Genomic DNA, 17,461 nt, shown 5'->3' with positions numbered 1-17,461 from the left:
ATACCGCGCAGCCTATTGAACGTCCGTACGTCCGTCCCAGCCCTACATGCCGGTGGCCGACTCATACATCTTCGCGATCACGGCCTCGATGTCCGGCTCCCGCACCGAGAGGTCGACCAGCGGGTAGTCCGCGGCGATCCGGGCGACCAGCGGAGCGGCCGACTCCGAGGCCGGGAAGGCCAGCCACTGCCGCGGGCCCTCCACCTTCACCGTACGGACCGAAGGCGCCGACTCCAGCCGGATCGGCGGCAGTTGACGCTCAAGATCGACCACCAGCGTCCGCTCGCTCTCACCCACCTCGTGCAGACCGGCGAGAGCCCCGTCGTACATCAGACGGCCGTGGTCGATCACCATCACACGCTTGCAGAGCTGCTCGATGTCGGTCAGATCATGGGTGGTGAGCAGCACCGTCGTGCCGCGTTCGGCGTTCAGGTCCCGCAGGAATCCACGGACCTTGGACTTGGAGACGACGTCCAGACCGATCGTCGGCTCGTCCAGATACAGCACCTCGGGATCGTGCAGCAGCGCCGCCGCGATGTCACCGCGCATCCGCTGCCCCAACGACAACTGCCGCACCGGAACGTCCAACAGCTCGCCCAGATCGAGGAGTTCGACACACCGTTCCAGGTTCTCCCGGTACCGCGCGTCGGGAATCCGGTACATCCGGTGCATCAGCCGGTACGAATCGCGCAGCGGCAGGTCCCACCACAGCGTGGTGCGCTGGCCGAACACCACACCGATCCGGTGCGCCAGCCTCGTACGCTCCCGCGAAGGGTCGATGCCCGCCACCCGCAGCCGGCCGCCGCTCGGGGTGAGGATGCCGGTCAGCATCTTGATCGTGGTCGACTTCCCGGCACCGTTCGGCCCGATGTAGCCGACCATCTCGCCACGCGCGACGCGGAAGCTGATCGAATCGACCGCCCGCACCTGTCGGCGTTCACTGCGCATGAATCCGGTCTTGCGACGCACGTCGAAGACCTTCTCCACCTGGTCGAGCTCGATGAAGCCGGAGGGGTTTTCCGCGTCCATGTCCGGTGCCCTGTCCCGTTCGTAGTTGTCGATCAACTTCCTGTACTGCGGTACGCGCGCAGCCCCGCGCGCCAGCCCAGACCGGCCGGCAGCCAGCACAGACCCGCCACCACCGGGGGCAGGAACGCCACCCAGACCGGCAGATCCAGCGGGTAGTCCCGGCCCAGCACATACAGCGCGGGCAGCCAGTTCACGAAGGCCAGCGGCACCACGAACGTCACCCCGCGCACCAGATCCTTCGCGAAGACCGACGGCGGGTACTGGAGCAGTGTGTTCCCGCCGTACGTGAAGGCGTTCTGCACCTGGGAGGCGTCCTGCGCGACGAACTGGAACGCCGCCCCCGCCACGAACAGCGCCCCGAAGACCGCCGCCCCGCTCAGCAGCATCATCGGCATCATGGCCACCTTCAGCGGCGTCCACTCGATGTCCAGCGCCACCAGCGCGTACCCCAGCACCAGCACCCCCTGGAGCACCCGCCCCAGCCTGCGCAGCGCGAACCGGTCCGCCGCCACCTGGGCGAGCACCGGGACCGGCCGCACCAGCAACGTGTCCAGCGTGCCGTCGCGCACCCGCGCGCCCAGCCGGTCCATCGAGCCCAGCAACAGATCGGCGAGACCGAACGCGGTGCCCGACACCCCGTACAACAGGGCGATCTCGGGCAGTGTGTAGCCGCCCAGCCGGTCCACGTGCGAGAACATCAGCAGGATCGCGACGAAGTCGAAGGCGGTCGCCGCGAAGTTCCCGAACGCCGTCATGGCGAACGAGGCGCGGTACGCCATCGTCGAGCGCAGCCACATCATCGCGATCAGCCCGTACGCCCTGACCCCCTCGACGAACCCGGGCCGCTCGGCGAACACCGCCTCGGGCCAGTCCGCGGGACGGCCGCCGGGTCCGTCCGCCGTCCCGGCCACCTCCACCGCACCGGTCGTGTCAGCCACCCTGGACCACCACCCTCCTCGTCGCCACCGACTGCACCATCCGCCCCACCAGCAGCAGCGCCAGCGCCCAGCCGGCCTGGAAGGCGTACGCCCTCACCAGCTCCCAGCCCGGGTACTTGCCGAGGAACACATCGACCGGCACCTGGAGCAGCGACGACCACGGCAGCGCCCGCGCGACGTCCCCCAGCACCCCGGGGAACAGCGTCAGCGGAAGCAGCATCCCGGAGAAGAACATCCCGGCCAGCCAGGCCATCTGCGCCGTCCCCGCCCCGTCCAGCAGCCAGAACGCGGAGAGCGCCACCAGATAACGGATCGCGAAACTCACCACGACGCCGAGCCCCACCGAGACCAGGAAGGCCACCCAGACCCCCGGCGAGGAGGGCAGCGCCAGATCGAAGGCGAGCGAACCCACCAGCATCGGCACGATGCCCCGCCCCAGCAGATGGAACGCGGCCCGGCCCAGATCGCCCGCCAGCCACCACAGTTGGAGATCGGCGGGCCGGTAGAGATCGACCGCGATGTCGCCGGTCCGGATCCGCTCGATCAGCTCGTCCTCGAAACCGCCGCCCATCATGGAACAGGTCATCAGCAGCGCCTGCCCCAGCCAGACATAGCTGAGCGCCTGCGACATGTCGTAACCGCCGAGCTGCGGCCGCTCGTCCCACAACGCCACATAGGTGTACGCCAGGATGAACCCGAAGACGGTGTTGGTGAAGACTCCGGCCGCCGTGGCGGTCCGGTAGGTGGCGTAGCGCCGGAACTGTCCCGCCGCCACCACCGCGTAAAGCCGCACCGCACACACCCCCCATCGCCGGGTGCCCAACGGCTTTGGACACCAAAGCGCAAGACCCTAGTCCAGCGGGGACGGCCACCGCGACCGCTTTTCGAGGGCCGATTCGGGGTCGATCCGGCGCATATTCCACAGAAAAGGGCACTATGGGGGAACTGACCGCGGCCGAGGAGTCTGCACGGACATGAGCGACGAGCCACAGCAGCCGAGCGGGGAACACGAGCCCCGGGGCTGGGCCCCCAGGGATCCGGCCGGCCACGGCGCCGCCGGAGCGTCCGGCGGACCGGGCGGCGAAGGCGGCAATCCCCAGAGGCCCGGACAGCCCAAGCGGACCAAGCGCCCCAAGCGCACCGGATGGCGCCGCGCCGTCCCCACCTGGCGGATGGTCCTCGGCGCCGTCCTCTTCGTTGCCGTGCTCCTGATCGGCGGTTTCATCGCCGGGTACGAGCTCGTCGACATCCCGCCCGCCAACGCCAGCGCCACCGCGCAGTCCAACGTCTACCTCTACAAGGACGGCAGCGTCATCGCCCGCTCCGGCGAGATCAACCGGGAGAACGTCAAGCTCGCCCAGGTCCCGCTCACCGTCCAGCGCGCCGTCCTCGCCGCGGAGGACCGCGACTTCTACTCCGAACGGGCCGTCGATCTCAAGGCCATGGCCCGCGCCGCCTTCAACACACTCACCGGCAAGGGCAAGCAGGGCGGCTCGACGATCACCCAGCAGTACGTCAAGAACTACTACCTGGGCCAGGAACAGACCATCGTCCGCAAGGCCAAGGAGTTCTTCATCGCGGTCAAGCTCAACCGCGAGGAGTCCAAGGACCAGATCTTCGAGGGCTACCTCAACACCAGCTACTTCGGCCGCAACGCCTACGGCATCCAGGCCGCCGCCCAGGCCTACTACTCCAAGGACATCGGCGAGATCACCACCGCCGAGGGCGCCTACCTCGCCTCCCTGCTCAACGCCCCCAGCGCGTACGACATCGTCGTCCACCCCCAGAACAAGGCCGCCGCCCTCGGGCGCTGGAACTACGTGCTCGACGGCATGGTCAAGGAGAAATGGCTCGGCCCGGCCGAACGCGCCGCCATGAAATTCCCCGTACCCGGCAAGGTCAAGCCGTCCACCGGACTCTCCGGACAGCGCGGCTACATCGTCCAGGCCGTCGACGACTACCTCACCGGCAACGACGTCATCGACGAGGACACCCTCGCCACCGGCGGCTACCGGATCACCACCACCCTGGAGAAGAAGAAACAGGACGCCCTCGTCAAGGCCGTCGACGACAACGTCATGTCCCACACCAGCCCCGACCGCAAGGCCGACCGCAACGTCCGCGTCGGCGGCGCCTCCATCGACCCCGGCACCGGCCGCGTCGTCGCCATGTACGGCGGCGTCGACTACACCAAGCAGTACGTGAACAACGCGACCCGCCGCGACTACCAGGTCGGCTCCACCTTCAAGCCCTTCGTCTTCACCTCCGCCGTCGCCAACCGCTCCACCACCCAGGACGGCCGGCGCATCACCCCCAACACCATCTACGACGGCACCAACAAGCGCATGGTCCAGGGCCCCGACGGACCCACCGGCTACGCCCCCGCCAACGAGGACGACATCAGCTACGGGCCCATCACCGTCTCCACCGCCACCGACAAGTCCGTCAACGCCGTCTACGCCCAGATGGCCGAGGACGTCGGCCCCGGCAAGGTCAAACAGACCGCCATCGACCTGGGCCTGCCCAAGAACACCCCCGACCTCACCGCGTACCCGTCCAACGCCCTCGGCGTCGCCACCGCCAGCGTCCTCGACATGACCGAGGCGTACGCCACCCTCGCCAACCACGGCCGGCACGGCGCGTACACCCTCGTCGAACGGATCAGCAAGGACGGCGAGGACCTCCAGCTCCCCGACAGCGGCCACACCGGGCAGGCGGTCAGCCGCCAAGCCGCCGACACCACGACCTCGATCCTCCAGAGCGTCGTCGAGAGCGGCACCGGCACCGCCGCCCAGGCCGCGGGCCGCCCCGCCGCGGGCAAGACCGGCACCGCCGAGGAGGACAAGGCGGCCTGGTTCGCCGGCTACACCCCCGACCTCACCACCGTCATCGCCGTCATGGGCCAGGACCCCGAGACCGGCGTGCAGAAACCCCTGTACGGGGCACTCGGGCTCGCCCGCATCAACGGCGGCGGCGCACCCGCCCAGGCCTGGGCCCAGTACACCGAGGCCGCCCTGCGGTCCACCACGGCCACGGACTTCGACCTCGAACTCGAACGCGGCGCCGAGGAACCCGCCCCGCCCACCGGTGAGGAGACCAACCCCCAGGACACCGGAACACCCTCCGAGAACACCTCCAGCACCCCGCCCAACACCCCCGGATCCACCCCGCCCAGCAGCCCGACGACCCCCGGCAGCAGCGAACCGGCCACCGGCGGCACCGACACCGGCAGCCCGAGCGACGGCACCACGGAAAACGGCGGCGCGCAGAACGGCGGCGGTGACAACGGCGGCCCGCGCGGCGGCGAGAACGGCGGCGGGGCGGGGGCCGGGGGCGAGGGCGACGGCGGCCGGGAAGGCAGTGAATTCCTCCCCGGCACCCTGGGCACACCGGCCCCGCGTCAGTGACCCGAGGTCGCCTTCAGCCCGACGACGGCGACCAGCAGCAGACAGACGAAGAAGATCCGGGCGGCGGTCACCGGCTCGTTCAGCACGACCATGCCCAGCACCGCCGCGCCGGCCGCACCGATGCCGACCCACACGCCGTACGCCGTGCCGATCGGCAGCGTCCGGGCCGCATGGGACAGCAACACCATGCTCGCGACGATCCCGAGGCCGGTGAACACGCTCGGCCAGAGCCGGGTGAACCCCTCGGTGTACTTCATCCCGATCGACCAGGCCACTTCCAGCAGACCGGCGACAACGAGCAGAACCCAGGCCATGACGGCACCTCCGACGAGACAGAACACGCGAACAACACGGGTGCGTCGTCTTTTCGAAGCCCGGTACGGCGCGTCTCGTCGGGGTCACACCACGATAGCAAAGAACATGCAAAGGGCCTGGTGACACCGGTCACCAGGCCACACCAGTGGGGTGTCGGCTACAGATACAGCCCGGTGGAATCCACCGACCCCTCGAACCGGTCCGCCGCCACCGCGTGCAGATCGCGCTCACGCATCAGCACGTACGCCACCCCGCGCACCTCGACCTCCGCACGGTCCTCGGGGTCGTACAGCACCCGGTCGCCCGGCTCCACCGTCCGCACGTTCTGGCCCACCGCGACCACCACGGCCCAGGCCAGCCGACGGCCGACCGCGGCAGTCGCCGGGATGAGGATGCCGCCACCGGAACGCCGCTCGCCCTCGGGCGTATCGGACCGGACCAGCACGCGGTCGTGCAGCATGCGGATGGGCAGTTTGTCGTCGGTGTTCTCGCTCACGCCCCGCAACCTACCTGCCCGCGGCGGCTCCACACCCCTCCGGGGTGCGCGGGCCGCGGCATCAGCCCTTGCGGCGCCGCTTCGACGCCACGACCAGACCCACGACACCCACCGCGAGCAGCGCCGCCGGGATCACCCGCTCCAGGCGCGGAGCCCCGTCCTCGGACACGAACTGCGCCTTCACGTCCGACACCGTCCGGTTCACCGCGACGAACGCCCGCCCGGCCGTCCGGTCGACGGCCTCGGCGGCCTTGGCCTTCGCGTCACCCATGATCGTCTTCGGGTGCACCCGCACCCCGATCTCGTCGAGCACCACCGCGAGCTGCTCACGCCTGGTGATGATGTCCGCCTCGATCTGCGCAGGGGTCCTGGCATCCGACACTGCGCCGCCTCCGTGGTCGTCGTCCGGTAAACCTTCATCGACAGTCTGTCAGCTCGACCGGCCGCGCACCCGGCGGCACCCCTATTACGCTCGGTCCCGTACACCCCACGTGCCACCCGAGGAGAACCATGAGCGAGCGACTCCAGCCCGGCGACACCGCCCCCGCCTTCACCCTGCCCGACGCCGACGGCAACGAGATCTCGCTCGCCGACCACAAGGGCCGCAAGGTCATCGTCTACTTCTACCCTGCCGCCCTCACCCCCGGCTGCACCAAGCAGGCCTGCGACTTCACCGACAACCTGGAGCTGCTCACCGGTGCCGGCTACGACGTCATCGGCGTCTCCCCCGACAAGCCCGAGAAGCTCGCCAAGTTCCGCGAAAAGGAGCACCTCAAGGTCACGCTGGTCGGCGACCCGTCCAAGGAGACCCTTGAGGCGTACGGAGCCTTCGGCGAGAAGAAGCTCTACGGCAAAACGGTGACGGGCGTCATCCGCTCCACGATCGTCGTGGACGAGGAGGGCAAGGTCGAGCGCGCCCTCTACAACGTCAAGGCCACCGGCCACGTCGCCAAGATCATCAGGGACCTCGGCATCTGACCCCGCCGCGGACCGCCCCCGGAAGCATCCGGCGGAACGGACGGCGGACGCACTGGCGCACTGGCGCACTGGCGCACTGGCGCACTGGCGCAACGGAAAGACGCGACGGAAACATGTGACCGGAACATGTGACGGACATCCCAATCGGCCGTCCCTCCGGTTTGCGACCGCCATGACCGCGCAGAAGCCTGTCCTGGAACACTCAACCAGGAAAGGACCGGCCATGGCGGCTTCCGACCCCCACCTGGCGGCCGACCCTGAAGCGGTCAAACGCCACCCCACCCTCTTCCGTGCCATCCGGCAGCGGAGAAACCCCAGGCTGCGCAGGTCGGACATCACCGTCACCGACGACCGGGCGGTCAAGCGGGCGGTGAAGGCGGCCTCCCTGGGGAACGCCATGGAGTGGTTCGACTTCGGGATCTACTCCTATCTGGCCGTCACCCTGGGCCATGTCTTCTTCCCGTCCGGGAACGACACGACCCAGCTCCTCTCCTCGTTCGCGACCTTCGCCGTGGCCTTCCTCGTACGGCCCCTCGGCGGCATGGTCTTCGGGCCGATGGGCGACAGGATCGGCCGCAAGAAGGTCCTCGCGCTCACCATGATCCTGATGGCGGTCGGCACCTTCGCCATCGGCGTCATCCCCTCCCACGACGCCATCGGCCTCTGGGCCCCCGCTCTGCTGATCTTCTTCCGCCTGGTGCAGGGCTTCTCCACCGGCGGCGAGTACGGCGGCGCGTCCACCTTCATCGCCGAGTACGCCCCCGACAAGCGCCGCGGCTACTTCGGCAGCTTCCTCGAATTCGGCACCCTGGCCGGCTACGTCGGCGCCGCCGGACTCGTCACCGCGCTGACCGCGGTCCTGGACACCGGCCAGATGGAGTCCTGGGGCTGGCGCATCCCGTTCCTCGTCGCGGGCCCCCTCGGCCTGGTCGGCCTCTATCTGCGGCTGCGCCTGGACGAGACCCCCGCCTTCCAGAAGCTGGAGGGCGGCACCGTCCACGCGTCGGAGGCCGCCGACCACGTCGAGACCACCGCCAAGGGCGACCTCGCCAGGATCTTCCGGCAGTACTGGCCGACGCTGATCCTCTGCATCTGCCTGGTCGGCGCGTACAACATCACCGACTACATGCTGCTGTCGTACATGCCGACCTACCTCTCCGACGAACTCGGCTACAGCGAGACCCACGGCCTGCTCATCCTGCTCGCCGTCATGGTCTTCCTGATGCTGATCATCAGTCAGATCGGCAGGCTCTCCGACCGCTTCGGCCGCAAACCGCTCCTGATGACCGGCATGCTCGGCTTCTTCTTCCTCTCCCTCCCCGCCTTCCTGCTCATCCGCCAGGGCAGCATCCCCGCCATCACGGCCGGCATGCTGATGCTGGGCCTCTCCCTGGTCTGCATGCTCGGCACGATGTCCGCCGCCCTCCCGGCCCTCTTCCCCACCCCGGTCCGCTACGGCTCGCTCTCCGTGGGCTACAACCTCTCGGCCTCCCTCTTCGGCGGCACGACCCCGCTGGTGATCACGGCCCTGATCAGCTGGAGCGGCACCAACCTGATGCCGGCCTACTACGCGATGGCGGCGGCCCTGGTCGGCGTGATCGCCGTGGCCTGCATGAAGGAGACCGCCCGGAAACCCCTGGCCGGTTCCCCGCCCTCGGTGGAGACCCACGAGGAAGCAGCCGAACTGGTTGCCTCCCGGGCCCCCGAACCCAAGTTCTGACCCGAACGCCGCAAGGTCCTCCGGCCGAAGCTCGACACAAGCCACTTCACGCGCCGGGCCTGGAGCTCGACACAGGCTCGCGGGCCCAAGGCGATCGTGCCTACGACTCTGGTGGTCAGACCCCAAGGAACAACACGCACGAATCGGGAAAGGCTCCACCGCGCCCTTCGCGAGATCGGCGTCCCATATCGCTGTGAATCATGCGGCAGCCCAGGCAGGTGGCTGGAACAGCCCTTCACACTCCAGATCGACCACATCAACGGTGACCGGCTCGACAACCGACCCGAGAACCTTCGCTACCTCTGCCCCAACTGCCATTCCTTCACTGACACTTGGTGCCGGAACCGGCGACCTGCCAAATCAGTCACCGTATAACCCTTCGGGTCTGCACAGCCTCTCCTTGTAGACTGCCAGAGACGCGCGAGTGCTGGAATTGGTTAGACAGGCTGGTTTTAGGTACCAGTGCCCTAGCGGCGTGAGGGTTCGAGTCCCTCCTCGCGTACCTCCGGTGACAGGCCCGGCCCGCTTCCGTAGCGGGCCGGGCCTGTCACGTTCACGGAGACGTCGTCACCCCAACAGCTCCCGCACCACCGGCACCAACGCCCGGAACGCCTTGCCCCGGTGGCTGATCGCGTTCTTCTCCGCCGGGGTCAGTTCCGCGCAGGTGCGGGTGTCGCCCTCGGGCTGGAGGATCGGGTCGTAGCCGAAGCCGTTCGTGCCGGACGGGGTGTGGCGCAGGGTGCCCATGAGACGGCCCTCGACCACGCGTTCCGTGCCGTCGGGGAGGGCGAGGGCGGCCGCGCAGGCGAAGTGGGCGGCGCGGTGGGCCTCGTCGATGTCGGAGAGCTGGGCCAGGAGCAGGTCCAGGTTGGCCTTGTCGTCGCCGTGGGTGCCGGCCCAGCGGGCGGAGAAGATGCCGGGGGCGCCGCCGAGCACGTCCACGCAGAGGCCGGAGTCGTCGGCGATGGCCGGGTGGCCGGTGGCCCTGGCCAGGGCGTGGGCCTTGAGCAGGGCGTTCTCGGCGAAGGTGACGCCGGTTTCCTTGACGTCGGGGACATCGGGGTACGCGTCCGCGCCGACGAGCTCATGGGTGAGGCCGGCGTCGGCGAGGATCGCGTGGAGTTCGGTGATCTTCCCGGCGTTGCGGGTGGCGAGGATGAGGCGGGTCATGTCACCCAGTATCGGGGGTGATCAGGGGGTGCAGACCTTGCCGATCTCCGCGGCGGCATCGGTGACCGGCTTGATGTCGGGGGTGGCGTCGCCCTTCTCGATGGAGTCGCGGACGTTGCCGACGCCCGCCTGGAGGTTGTCGACGGCCTTGCCGAGGTCGGCGTTGTCGGTCTTGTCCCCGAGGTTGCCGAGCTCCTTCTCGATCTCGTCGAGGGCCTCGGATGCCTGGGTGGGGTCGCCTGCGGCGTTGGAGACGGCCTGCTGGAGGTTGTCGACGCTGGTGGCGATGGCATCGGCGGTGCGGACGCAGTCCAGTGCCTTGTCGACGGCGCCGCAGCCGGAGGCGGCGGTGAGGGCGAGGGCGGTCAGGGTCAGCGCGACGGTGATGCGGCGGTGGCGGGCGGCCTTGGCCATGGTGCGGTTCCTCCCCGGATGCGGATACGCGGATGGGCGCACGGTTCGACCCGTGCGCCCGTGTTCGTAACGACGCGCTGTGGTGCGTATTTGGTTGCTTCTTTACTCGCCCAGGGTGCGGGCGAGGGCGTCGTTCTGGAAGACGGTGAGGTCCGCGCAGCCCGCGGTGGCGAGGTCGAGGAGGGCGCCGAGTTCCTTGCGGTCGAAGGGGGTTGCCTCGGCGGTGCCCTGGACCTCGACGAAGCGGCCGTCGCCGGTGCAGACGACGTTCATGTCGGTCTCGGCGCGGACGTCCTCCTCGTAGCAGAGGTCGAGGAGGGGGGTGCCGTCGACGATGCCGACGCTGATCGCGGAGACGGTGTCGGTCAGCGGCTTGCGGCCGTGCTTGACGATCTTCTTGTGCTGGGCCCAGCTGACGGCGTCGGCGAGGGCGACGTAGGCGCCGGTGATGGCGGCGGTGCGGGTGCCGCCGTCGGCCTGGAGGACGTCGCAGTCCAGGACGATGGTGTTCTCGCCGAGGGCCTTGTAGTCGATGACGGCACGCAGGGAGCGGCCGATGAGCCGGCTGATCTCGTGAGTGCGGCCGCCGATCTTGCCGCGTACGGATTCGCGGTCGCCGCGGGTGTTGGTGGAGCGGGGCAGCATGGAGTACTCGGCGGTGACCCAGCCTTCGCCGCTGCCCTTGCGCCAGCGCGGGACGCCTTCGGTGACGGAGGCGGTGCAGAAGACCTTGGTGTCGCCGAAGGAGATGAGTACGGATCCTTCGGCGTGCTTGCTCCATCCGCGTTCGATGGTGACGGGGCGGAGCTGTTCGGGGGTGCGGCCGTCGATACGAGACATGGCGTCGACTTTATCGGGTGCGTGGGCGGCGCCCATCCGGGTGCGCGACAGGCCCCGTCCGGGTGGGCGGGGCCTGTACGGTGCCGAGCGGCCGGCTCGGCGAAGGGCCGAGCGGCCGGCTCAGTGGAGGGCTGGGCGGCCGGTCACATCATGTCTTCGATGTCGGCGGCGATGGGGTCGGCGTCGGTGCCGATGACGACCTGGATCGCGGTGCCCATCTTGACGACGCCGTGGGCCCCGGCGGCCTTGAGCGCGGCTTCGTCGACCTTGCTGGGGTCGTGGACCTCGGTGCGGAGGCGGGTGATGCAGCCTTCGATCTCGTCGATGTTCTCGATACCGCCGAGCCCGGCGACGATCTTCTCAGCCTTGCTGGCCATGGCCTTCTCCCTGGTTCTTCACGTGCGTGCGACGGCCCACCCTGGGTCCGTTTCGTCACCGTAACGCACGTTTGGCCCAGCTTCGCGAGCGGGTGGCTGGACCGTCCCCAATGATGACGATCACCGGTGCCCTGTCTTCCAGGCGGGTTACGCACCGTACCTCAACTGGTCTACACCAGTCTGCAACGACCGCCGAACGCGCCTTGTTCCGGGAGGATGCCGATGAGTTCGAGCAGCGCCGCAGTGCCACAGAAGACGTGGTGGAACGGCCTCTTCCAGGGTCTCCAGAAGATGGGACGCAGCCTCCAGCTGCCGATCGCCGTCCTGCCCGCGGCCGGCATTCTGAACCGGTTGGGCCAGCCGGACGTATTCGGCGACGAGGGCCTGGGGTGGAACAACATCGCCAAGGTGTTCGCGGCGGCGGGCGGTGCGCTGCTCGACTCGGGGCTCGGCCTTCCGCTGCTGTTCTGCATCGGCGTCGCGATCGGCATGGCGAAGAAGTCGGACGGTTCGACCGCGCTCGCCGCGGTGGCCGGCTTCCTCGTCTACTACGCGGTGCTGCACGCCTTTCCGGTGGACTGCGCCCCGGGTTCGACGTTCACCTCCGGCGGCACCTGGTTCGGCACCTGTGTGACCGGCGACGCCAAGGTCACAGCGGCCGAGTACCAGAACCCCGGGGTGTTCGGCGGCATCGTGATGGGGCTGCTGTCCGCCTGGTTCTGGCAGCGGTACCACCGGGTCAAGCTGGTGGACTGGCTGGGCTTCTTCAACGGCCGCCGGCTCGTCCCCATCATCATGGCCTTCGTCGGGCTGCTCTTCGCGGGCCTGTGCGCCTGGCTGTGGCAGCCGATCGGTGACGGTCTGACCAGCTTCTCCAAGTGGCTGGTGGACCTGGACTGGGTGGGCTCCGGCATCTTCGGTCTCGCCAACCGCGCGCTGCTGGTCATCGGCCTCCACCAGTTCCTGAACACCTTCGTCTGGTTCCAGTTCGGCGACTTCACCAAGCCGGACGGCACGGTCGTGCACGGTGACATCAACCGGTTCCTGGCGGGCGACCCGACGGCCGGCCAGTTCACCTCGGGCTTCTTCCCGATCATGATGTTCGCACTCCCCGCGGCGGCGCTGGCGATCTACCACTGCGCCAAGCCACATCGCCGGAAGGCGGTCGGCGGCATGATGCTCTCGGTCGGCCTGACGTCGTTCGTGACGGGCATCACCGAGCCGATCGAGTACTCGTTCCTCTTCGTCGCACCGCTGCTGTACGCGATCCACGCGGTGCTCACCGGTGTCTCGATGGCGGTGACGTGGGCGCTCGGGGTGAAGGACGGCTTCAGCTTCTCGGCGGGTCTGATCGACTACGTCATCAACTGGAGCCTGGCGACCAAACCCTGGCTGATCATCCCGATCGGGCTGGCCTTCGCCGCCGTGTACTACGTGATCTTCCGGTTCGCGATCACCAGGTTCAACCTCCAGACACCGGGCCGTGAGCCCGACGAAGTGGAGGAGGAAATCGAGAGGAACCTCACGAAGTAGCAGATCGGACGGGCTGTCGGCCCGCCCGGAGCAGTCCCGAAGGCCCTCGGACCCGCGTGGTCCGGGGGCCTTCTGCCGTGTCACCGAGCGTGGGTGATGGCTCATGCGAAGTAATCGGAATTTGCAGGTTCCTTATCCAACCTTCACCATGCTACAACTGGTCTACACCACTGAGTGGTCCAGACCACGTGGCATTCTGCCGCGTTTCTCGAGTCGCCGCCTCCCCCCATTCAACGACCTGGGCGGCGCCTTGCCCCATGGAGGAAGTTGATGTCCACGGCAGACACCGCACCCGCGGTCAGCAAGAAGAAGGGTGCCGGCGTGATGTCGGTCATGCAGCGCATCGGCCGCAGCCTCATGCTGCCGGTCGCGGTGCTGCCCGCTGCCGCGCTTCTGGTGCGTCTCGGCAACGACGACATGCTCGGCAGGGACTCGTTCCCGGACTTCGTCACCAAGATCGCGAGCTTCATGGCCGCGGGCGGCAACGCGATCCTCGACAACATGGCGCTGCTGTTCGCCGTCGGCATCGCGATCGGCTTCGCCAAGAAGTCGGACGGTTCGACCGCGCTCGCGGCCGTCACCGGCTACCTGGTCTTCCAGAAGGTGCTCGCCACCTTCACCGACAGCAACCTTCCGCAGGTCGCGACGGTGGTCGACGGCAAGATAGTCATGACGGACGCCCCGGTGGACGCCAAGGTCCTCGGCGGTGTGGTGATGGGCATCGTCGTCGCGCTGCTCTACCAGAAGTTCTACCGGACGAAGCTGCCCGCCTGGGCCGGCTTCTTCGGCGGCCGCCGCCTGGTCCCGATCCTCTCCGCCTTCGCGGGCTTGGTCATCGGCATCGTCTTCGGTTACATCTGGCCGGTCCTCGGCACCGGGCTGCACAACTTCGGCGAGTGGCTGGTCGGTTCCGGCGCGGTCGGCGCGGGGATCTTCGGTGTCGCCAACCGTGCGCTGATCCCGGTCGGCATGCACCACCTGCTGAACTCGTTCCCGTGGTTCCAGGCCGGTGAGTTCCACGGCAAGAGCGGCGACATCAACCGCTTCCTGGCCGGTGACCCGACGGCCGGCCAGTTCATGACCGGCTTCTTCCCGATCATGATGTTCGCCCTCCCGGCCGCGTGCCTCGCCATCGTGCACTGCGCCCGCCCGGAGCGCCGCAAGGTCGTCGGCGGCATGATGTTCTCGCTCGCGCTCACCGCGTTCGTGACCGGTGTCACCGAGCCGATCGAGTTCACCTTCATGTTCATCGCCCCGGTGCTGTACGCGATCCACGCGGTGCTCACCGGTGTCTCGATGGCCCTCACCTGGGGCCTCGGCATGAAGGACGGCTTCGGCTTCTCCGCCGGTGCGGTCGACTTCTTCCTGAACCTCGGCATCGCCAGCAAGCCGTGGATGCTGGTGCTGGTCGGCCTCTGCTTCGCGGTGATCTACTACGTGGTCTTCCGCTTCGCGATCACCAAGTTCAACCTGCCGACTCCGGGCCGTGAGTCGGACGAGGAGCTCGCCGAGCTCCTCAAGGCCGAGGCGAAGTAGGCCTCGCCCGGCACACGACGAAGCCCTCACCTCCCGGCGGGAAGGTGAGGGCTTCGTCGTTGTCCGCGACGCTGCGCGCGGGGGGCTAGACCTCGTACACCGTCCCCGGCACCGCCACCTCCGCCGGTCCGTCGAAGACCACGCGGGCGTCGGCCAGGTTGCGGTCGGCGTCGGTCCACGGCGGGATGTGGGTGAGGACCAGGCGCCCCACGCCGGCCCGGGCGGCGGTCTCGCCGGCCTCGCGGCCGTTGAGGTGGAGGTCCGGGATGTCCTCCTTGCCATGGACGAACGATGCTTCACACAGGAACAGATCGACGCCCTCGGCGAGTTCGTCCAGGGCCTCGCAGGCCCCCGTGTCGCCGGAGTACGCCAGCGAGCGGCCGCCGTGCTCGATGCGGATCCCGAAGGTGTCGACGGGATGGCAGAGCTTCTCCGTACGGACGGAGAAGGGGCCGATCTCGAACGATCCGGGCTTCAGCGTGTGGAAGTCGAAGACCTCGCTCATCGCGTGCTCGGACGGAGTGTCGGCGTGCGCGGTGGTCAGCCGCTGTTCGGTGCCCTCGGGCCCGTACACCGGGAGGGGGGCGGGGCGTCCGCCGTCGTGCCGGTAGTAGCGGACGACGAAGTACGCGCACATGTCGATGCAGTGATCGGCATGGAGATGACTGAGGAAAATGGCGTCGAGGTCGTAGAGACCGACATGGCGCTGCAGCTCGCCGAGGGCGCCGTTGCCCATGTCGAGGAGCAGCCTGAAGCCGTCGGCCTCTACGAGGTAGCTCGAACACGCTGATCCCGCGGACGGGAACGAGCCGGAGCAGCCGACGACGGTGAGCTTCATGGAGCGTGAACCTCCGAGACGTGGGAACGGGGAGGGTTCGTGCGGTCTGTTGAGCGGTTTGTCGAGCGTAAGGCGCGAAACAGCCGGTCGCTCCTCCACGGCCGTCCGTTGTGGGGGAACTCACCTGCTCTGTCACCGGTTCGATGGAAGCGGTGGTGACGCCGGTACGGTCGGGACATGGACATGTCCTGGTGGTGGATCGCGCTCGTTCTTGTCGTGCTGCTCGCGCTCGTTGCGGCGGTCGCCGATGGGCGGGGGCGGGGCGGGCGTCGGCCCCGTGGGGGTTCCCGCAGGTCGGCGGGGGTGGAGGGGACGCGCTCCGGTGGGCGTCCGGGCGGCCGGACGCGCCCGCCGGCGGGGCCCGGTCGCGGGCCGGGGCCGGAGCGGCGGCCGCGGCCGGGTGAGATCTGGTGGGCCGAGGTGCCGTACGAGGACGGGCCGGGGGCGAAGGACCGGCCCTGTCTGGTGCTGTCGGTACGGGGTGACTCGGCGCTCGTCGCGAAGATCACCAGCAAGCTTCACGCGGACCGGCCCGGGGTGATCGCACTGCCCGCGGGAACGGTGGGTGACGCTCGGGGCCGGGCGAGTTTCCTGGAGACGGACGAGCTGCGGGAGGTCTCGGTACGCGGGTTCCGGCGCCGGGTGGGGGTCGTGGACCCGGCGGTGTGGGAGCGGGTGCGGAACCTCGGATGAGGTGAGGTGAGGTGCGCCCGCACCGGGCGCACCTCCTCGAAGGCCTTCAGGCCCAGAGCTGGCCGTGCAGGGTCTCGATGGCCGCTTCCGTGGTCGGGGCGGTGTAGACGCCCGTCGACAGGTACTTCCAGCCGCCGTCCGCGACGACGAAGACGATGTCGGCCGGCTCCCCGGCCTTGACGGCCTTGTTGCCCACGCCGATCGCCGCGTGGAGTGCGGCGCCGGTGGAGACGCCCGCGAAGATGCCCTCCTGCTGGAGGAGTTCGCGGGTGCGGGTGACGGCGTCGGCCGAGCCGACGGAGAAGCGGGTGGTGAGGACCGAGGCGTCGTAGAGCTCGGGGACGAAGCCCTCGTCCAGGTTGCGGAGTCCGTAGACCAGGTCGTCGTAGCGCGGCTCGGCGGCGACGATCTTGACGTCCGGCTTGTGTTCGCGCAGGTAGCGGCCGACGCCCATCAGTGTTCCCGTGGTGCCGAGGCCGGCCACGAAGTGGGTGACGGACGGGAGGTCGGCGAGGATCTCCGGGCCGGTGGTGGCGTAGTGGGCGCCCGCGTTGTCCGGGTTTCCGTACTGGTAGAGCATGACCCAGTCGGGGTGCTCGGCGGCCAGTTCCTTGGCGACGCGGACGGCCGTGTTGGAGCCGCCCGCCGCCGGGGACGAGATGATCTCGGCGCCCCACATGGCGAGCAGGTCGCGCCGCTCCTGGGAGGTGTTCTCCGGCATGACGCACACGATGCGGTAGCCCTTGAGCTTGGCCGCCATGGCGAGCGAGATCCCGGTGTTGCCGCTGGTGGGCTCCAGGATGGTGCAGCCGGGGGTCAACCGGCCGTCCTTCTCCGCCTGTTCGACCATGTGGAGCGCGGGGCGGTCCTTGATCGAGCCGGTGGGGTTGCGGTCCTCCAGCTTGGCCCAGATCCGGACGTCGTCGGAGGGTGACAGCCGCGGCAGGCGGACCAGCGGGGTGTTGCCCACCGCGGCGAGCGGGCTGTCGTACCGCATCAGTTCATGCCGCCGGCGACGGCCGGGAGGATGGTGACGTTGTCGCCGTCGCTGAGCTTGGTGGAGATGCCGTCGAGGAAGCGGACGTCCTCGTCGTTGAGGTAGACGTTCACGAAGCGGCGGAGTTCGTCGCCGTCGACGATGCGCTCGCGGATGCCGTTGTGGCGGCTCTCCAGGTCC

20 protein-coding genes, 1 tRNA gene and 1 riboswitch are annotated in these 17,461 nt (G+C 68.9%); of the genes, 8 read left to right on the top strand and 13 right to left on the bottom strand.

Features of this window, described 5'->3' with window-relative positions:
* Positions 1-42: 42 nt before the first annotated feature.
* The 3 genes from EES42_RS41090 to EES42_RS41080 form a co-directional block, all read right to left on the bottom strand.
* Positions 43-1,029 carry an ABC transporter ATP-binding protein gene (locus tag EES42_RS41090; RefSeq protein ID WP_124723376.1) on the bottom strand — a complete coding sequence of 329 codons (987 nt, stop codon included), beginning with the start codon at positions 1,027-1,029 and terminating at the stop codon, positions 43-45.
* A gap of 32 nt (positions 1,030-1,061) precedes the next feature.
* Entirely contained in the window at positions 1,062-1,886 is an 825-nt protein-coding gene (locus tag EES42_RS41085) for an ABC transporter permease (RefSeq protein WP_241196916.1), read from the bottom strand.
* A 73-nt stretch (positions 1,887-1,959) separates the two neighbouring features.
* Positions 1,960-2,760: an ABC transporter permease gene (locus EES42_RS41080; RefSeq protein ID WP_124723315.1), complete on the bottom strand. Its 801-nt coding sequence runs from the start codon at positions 2,758-2,760 to the stop codon at positions 1,960-1,962.
* A 181-nt stretch (positions 2,761-2,941) separates the two neighbouring features.
* On the opposite strand from EES42_RS41080, the gene EES42_RS41075 reads away from it, so the two are divergent.
* Entirely contained in the window at positions 2,942-5,374 is a 2,433-nt protein-coding gene (locus tag EES42_RS41075) for a transglycosylase domain-containing protein (protein ID WP_124723314.1), read from the top strand.
* Here EES42_RS41075 and EES42_RS41070 read toward each other — a convergent pair.
* The 3 genes from EES42_RS41070 to EES42_RS41060 form a co-directional block, all read right to left on the bottom strand.
* On the bottom strand, positions 5,368-5,688 hold the full coding sequence (locus EES42_RS41070; RefSeq protein WP_124723313.1) for a DMT family transporter: 321 nt from the start codon (positions 5,686-5,688) through the stop codon (positions 5,368-5,370). The genes EES42_RS41075 and EES42_RS41070 overlap by 7 nt on opposite strands.
* A gap of 39 nt (positions 5,689-5,727) precedes the next feature.
* Positions 5,728-5,793, bottom strand: a riboswitch (guanidine-III (ykkC-III) riboswitch).
* Between the two features lie 53 nt (positions 5,794-5,846).
* Complete coding sequence (locus EES42_RS41065) at positions 5,847-6,185, bottom strand: GroES family chaperonin (RefSeq protein WP_030923137.1); 339 nt, start codon at positions 6,183-6,185, stop codon at positions 5,847-5,849.
* Between the two features lie 61 nt (positions 6,186-6,246).
* Positions 6,247-6,567 (bottom strand): DUF3618 domain-containing protein, encoded by a 321-nt coding sequence (locus EES42_RS41060; protein WP_124723312.1) that lies wholly within the window; start codon positions 6,565-6,567, stop codon positions 6,247-6,249.
* Between the two features lie 128 nt (positions 6,568-6,695).
* Between EES42_RS41060 and bcp the strand changes: the two genes are divergently transcribed.
* The 4 genes from bcp to EES42_RS41040 all read left to right on the top strand — a co-directional run bounded on the left by bcp (position 6,696) and on the right by EES42_RS41040 (position 9,385).
* The gene (gene bcp / locus EES42_RS41055) at positions 6,696-7,163 is read left to right on the top strand and encodes a thioredoxin-dependent thiol peroxidase (RefSeq protein WP_124723311.1); all 468 of its coding nucleotides are present in this window, start codon (positions 6,696-6,698) and stop codon (positions 7,161-7,163) included.
* A 223-nt stretch (positions 7,164-7,386) separates the two neighbouring features.
* The gene (gene proP, locus EES42_RS41050; RefSeq protein WP_124723310.1) at positions 7,387-8,883 is read left to right on the top strand and encodes a glycine betaine/L-proline transporter ProP; all 1,497 of its coding nucleotides are present in this window, start codon (positions 7,387-7,389) and stop codon (positions 8,881-8,883) included.
* 96 nt (positions 8,884-8,979) lie between these two features.
* The gene (locus EES42_RS41045; RefSeq protein WP_327311016.1) at positions 8,980-9,258 is read left to right on the top strand and encodes an HNH endonuclease signature motif containing protein; all 279 of its coding nucleotides are present in this window, start codon (positions 8,980-8,982) and stop codon (positions 9,256-9,258) included.
* 43 nt (positions 9,259-9,301) lie between these two features.
* Positions 9,302-9,385 (top strand) — tRNA-Leu (locus tag EES42_RS41040).
* A gap of 65 nt (positions 9,386-9,450) precedes the next feature.
* Here the strand turns inward: EES42_RS41040 and rdgB are convergent.
* From rdgB to EES42_RS41020, 4 genes are all read right to left on the bottom strand, one after another.
* Complete coding sequence (rdgB, locus tag EES42_RS41035) at positions 9,451-10,053, bottom strand: RdgB/HAM1 family non-canonical purine NTP pyrophosphatase (RefSeq protein ID WP_124723309.1); 603 nt, start codon at positions 10,051-10,053, stop codon at positions 9,451-9,453.
* Positions 10,054-10,074: 21 nt separating this feature from the next.
* Positions 10,075-10,467: a hypothetical protein gene (locus EES42_RS41030; RefSeq protein WP_124723308.1), complete on the bottom strand. Its 393-nt coding sequence runs from the start codon at positions 10,465-10,467 to the stop codon at positions 10,075-10,077.
* Between the two features lie 102 nt (positions 10,468-10,569).
* Positions 10,570-11,307 (bottom strand): ribonuclease PH, encoded by a 738-nt coding sequence (gene rph / locus EES42_RS41025; protein WP_124723307.1) that lies wholly within the window; start codon positions 11,305-11,307, stop codon positions 10,570-10,572.
* 143 nt (positions 11,308-11,450) lie between these two features.
* Positions 11,451-11,684 carry a glucose PTS transporter subunit EIIB gene (locus tag EES42_RS41020; RefSeq protein ID WP_014156020.1) on the bottom strand — a complete coding sequence of 78 codons (234 nt, stop codon included), beginning with the start codon at positions 11,682-11,684 and terminating at the stop codon, positions 11,451-11,453.
* Between the two features lie 222 nt (positions 11,685-11,906).
* On the opposite strand from EES42_RS41020, the gene EES42_RS41015 reads away from it, so the two are divergent.
* Together EES42_RS41015 and EES42_RS41010 are read left to right on the top strand one after the other, a co-directional pair.
* Complete coding sequence (locus EES42_RS41015; RefSeq protein WP_124723306.1) at positions 11,907-13,217, top strand: PTS transporter subunit EIIC; 1,311 nt, start codon at positions 11,907-11,909, stop codon at positions 13,215-13,217.
* 270 nt (positions 13,218-13,487) lie between these two features.
* Entirely contained in the window at positions 13,488-14,753 is a 1,266-nt protein-coding gene (locus tag EES42_RS41010; RefSeq protein ID WP_124723305.1) for a PTS transporter subunit EIIC, read from the top strand.
* An 85-nt stretch (positions 14,754-14,838) separates the two neighbouring features.
* Here the strand turns inward: EES42_RS41010 and EES42_RS41005 are convergent, their stop codons facing one another.
* Entirely contained in the window at positions 14,839-15,591 is a 753-nt protein-coding gene (locus EES42_RS41005; protein WP_124723304.1) for an MBL fold metallo-hydrolase, read from the bottom strand.
* Between the two features lie 177 nt (positions 15,592-15,768).
* Here EES42_RS41005 and EES42_RS41000 point away from each other — a divergent pair, with 177 nt between their 5' ends.
* Positions 15,769-16,284, top strand: coding sequence for a type II toxin-antitoxin system PemK/MazF family toxin (locus EES42_RS41000; protein WP_124723303.1), 516 nt, complete (start codon positions 15,769-15,771; stop codon positions 16,282-16,284).
* A gap of 46 nt (positions 16,285-16,330) precedes the next feature.
* Here EES42_RS41000 and EES42_RS40995 read toward each other — a convergent pair whose 3' ends face one another.
* Positions 16,331-17,281, bottom strand: a complete 951-nt coding sequence (locus tag EES42_RS40995) for a PLP-dependent cysteine synthase family protein (RefSeq protein ID WP_124723302.1) — start codon at positions 17,279-17,281, stop codon at positions 16,331-16,333.
* Positions 17,281-17,461, bottom strand: a 181-nt coding sequence (locus tag EES42_RS46970) for a MoaD/ThiS family protein (RefSeq protein WP_241196906.1), incomplete at its 5' end; no start/stop codon positions are given. The genes EES42_RS46970 and EES42_RS40995, both read right to left, overlap by 1 nt.

Source organism: Streptomyces sp. ADI95-17 (assembly GCF_003846175.1).
GTDB classification, from domain to species: domain Bacteria; phylum Actinomycetota; class Actinomycetes; order Streptomycetales; family Streptomycetaceae; genus Streptomyces; species Streptomyces sanglieri.
The sequence above is the reverse complement of the archived record's forward strand: the minus strand, read 5'-3'. Positions and strand labels throughout refer to the sequence as shown.

Coding starts and splice junctions, on each gene's coding strand:
- EES42_RS41090 (WP_124723376.1), bottom strand. CDS start 1,029: ATGGACGCGGAAAACCCCTCCGGCTTCATCGAGCTCGACCAGGTGGAG.
- bcp (WP_124723311.1), top strand. CDS start 6,696: ATGAGCGAGCGACTCCAGCCCGGCGACACCGCCCCCGCCTTCACCCTG.
- EES42_RS41070 (WP_124723313.1), bottom strand. CDS start 5,688: ATGGCCTGGGTTCTGCTCGTTGTCGCCGGTCTGCTGGAAGTGGCCTGG.
- EES42_RS41015 (WP_124723306.1), top strand. CDS start 11,907: ATGAGTTCGAGCAGCGCCGCAGTGCCACAGAAGACGTGGTGGAACGGC.
- EES42_RS41020 (WP_014156020.1), bottom strand. CDS start 11,684: ATGGCCAGCAAGGCTGAGAAGATCGTCGCCGGGCTCGGCGGTATCGAG.
- EES42_RS41010 (WP_124723305.1), top strand. CDS start 13,488: ATGTCCACGGCAGACACCGCACCCGCGGTCAGCAAGAAGAAGGGTGCC.
- proP (WP_124723310.1), top strand. CDS start 7,387: ATGGCGGCTTCCGACCCCCACCTGGCGGCCGACCCTGAAGCGGTCAAA.
- EES42_RS41005 (WP_124723304.1), bottom strand. CDS start 15,591: ATGAAGCTCACCGTCGTCGGCTGCTCCGGCTCGTTCCCGTCCGCGGGA.
- EES42_RS40995 (WP_124723302.1), bottom strand. CDS start 17,281: ATGCGGTACGACAGCCCGCTCGCCGCGGTGGGCAACACCCCGCTGGTC.
- EES42_RS41075 (WP_124723314.1), top strand. CDS start 2,942: ATGAGCGACGAGCCACAGCAGCCGAGCGGGGAACACGAGCCCCGGGGC.
- EES42_RS41000 (WP_124723303.1), top strand. CDS start 15,769: ATGGACATGTCCTGGTGGTGGATCGCGCTCGTTCTTGTCGTGCTGCTC.
- rph (WP_124723307.1), bottom strand. CDS start 11,307: ATGTCTCGTATCGACGGCCGCACCCCCGAACAGCTCCGCCCCGTCACC.
- rdgB (WP_124723309.1), bottom strand. CDS start 10,053: ATGACCCGCCTCATCCTCGCCACCCGCAACGCCGGGAAGATCACCGAA.
- EES42_RS41030 (WP_124723308.1), bottom strand. CDS start 10,467: ATGGCCAAGGCCGCCCGCCACCGCCGCATCACCGTCGCGCTGACCCTG.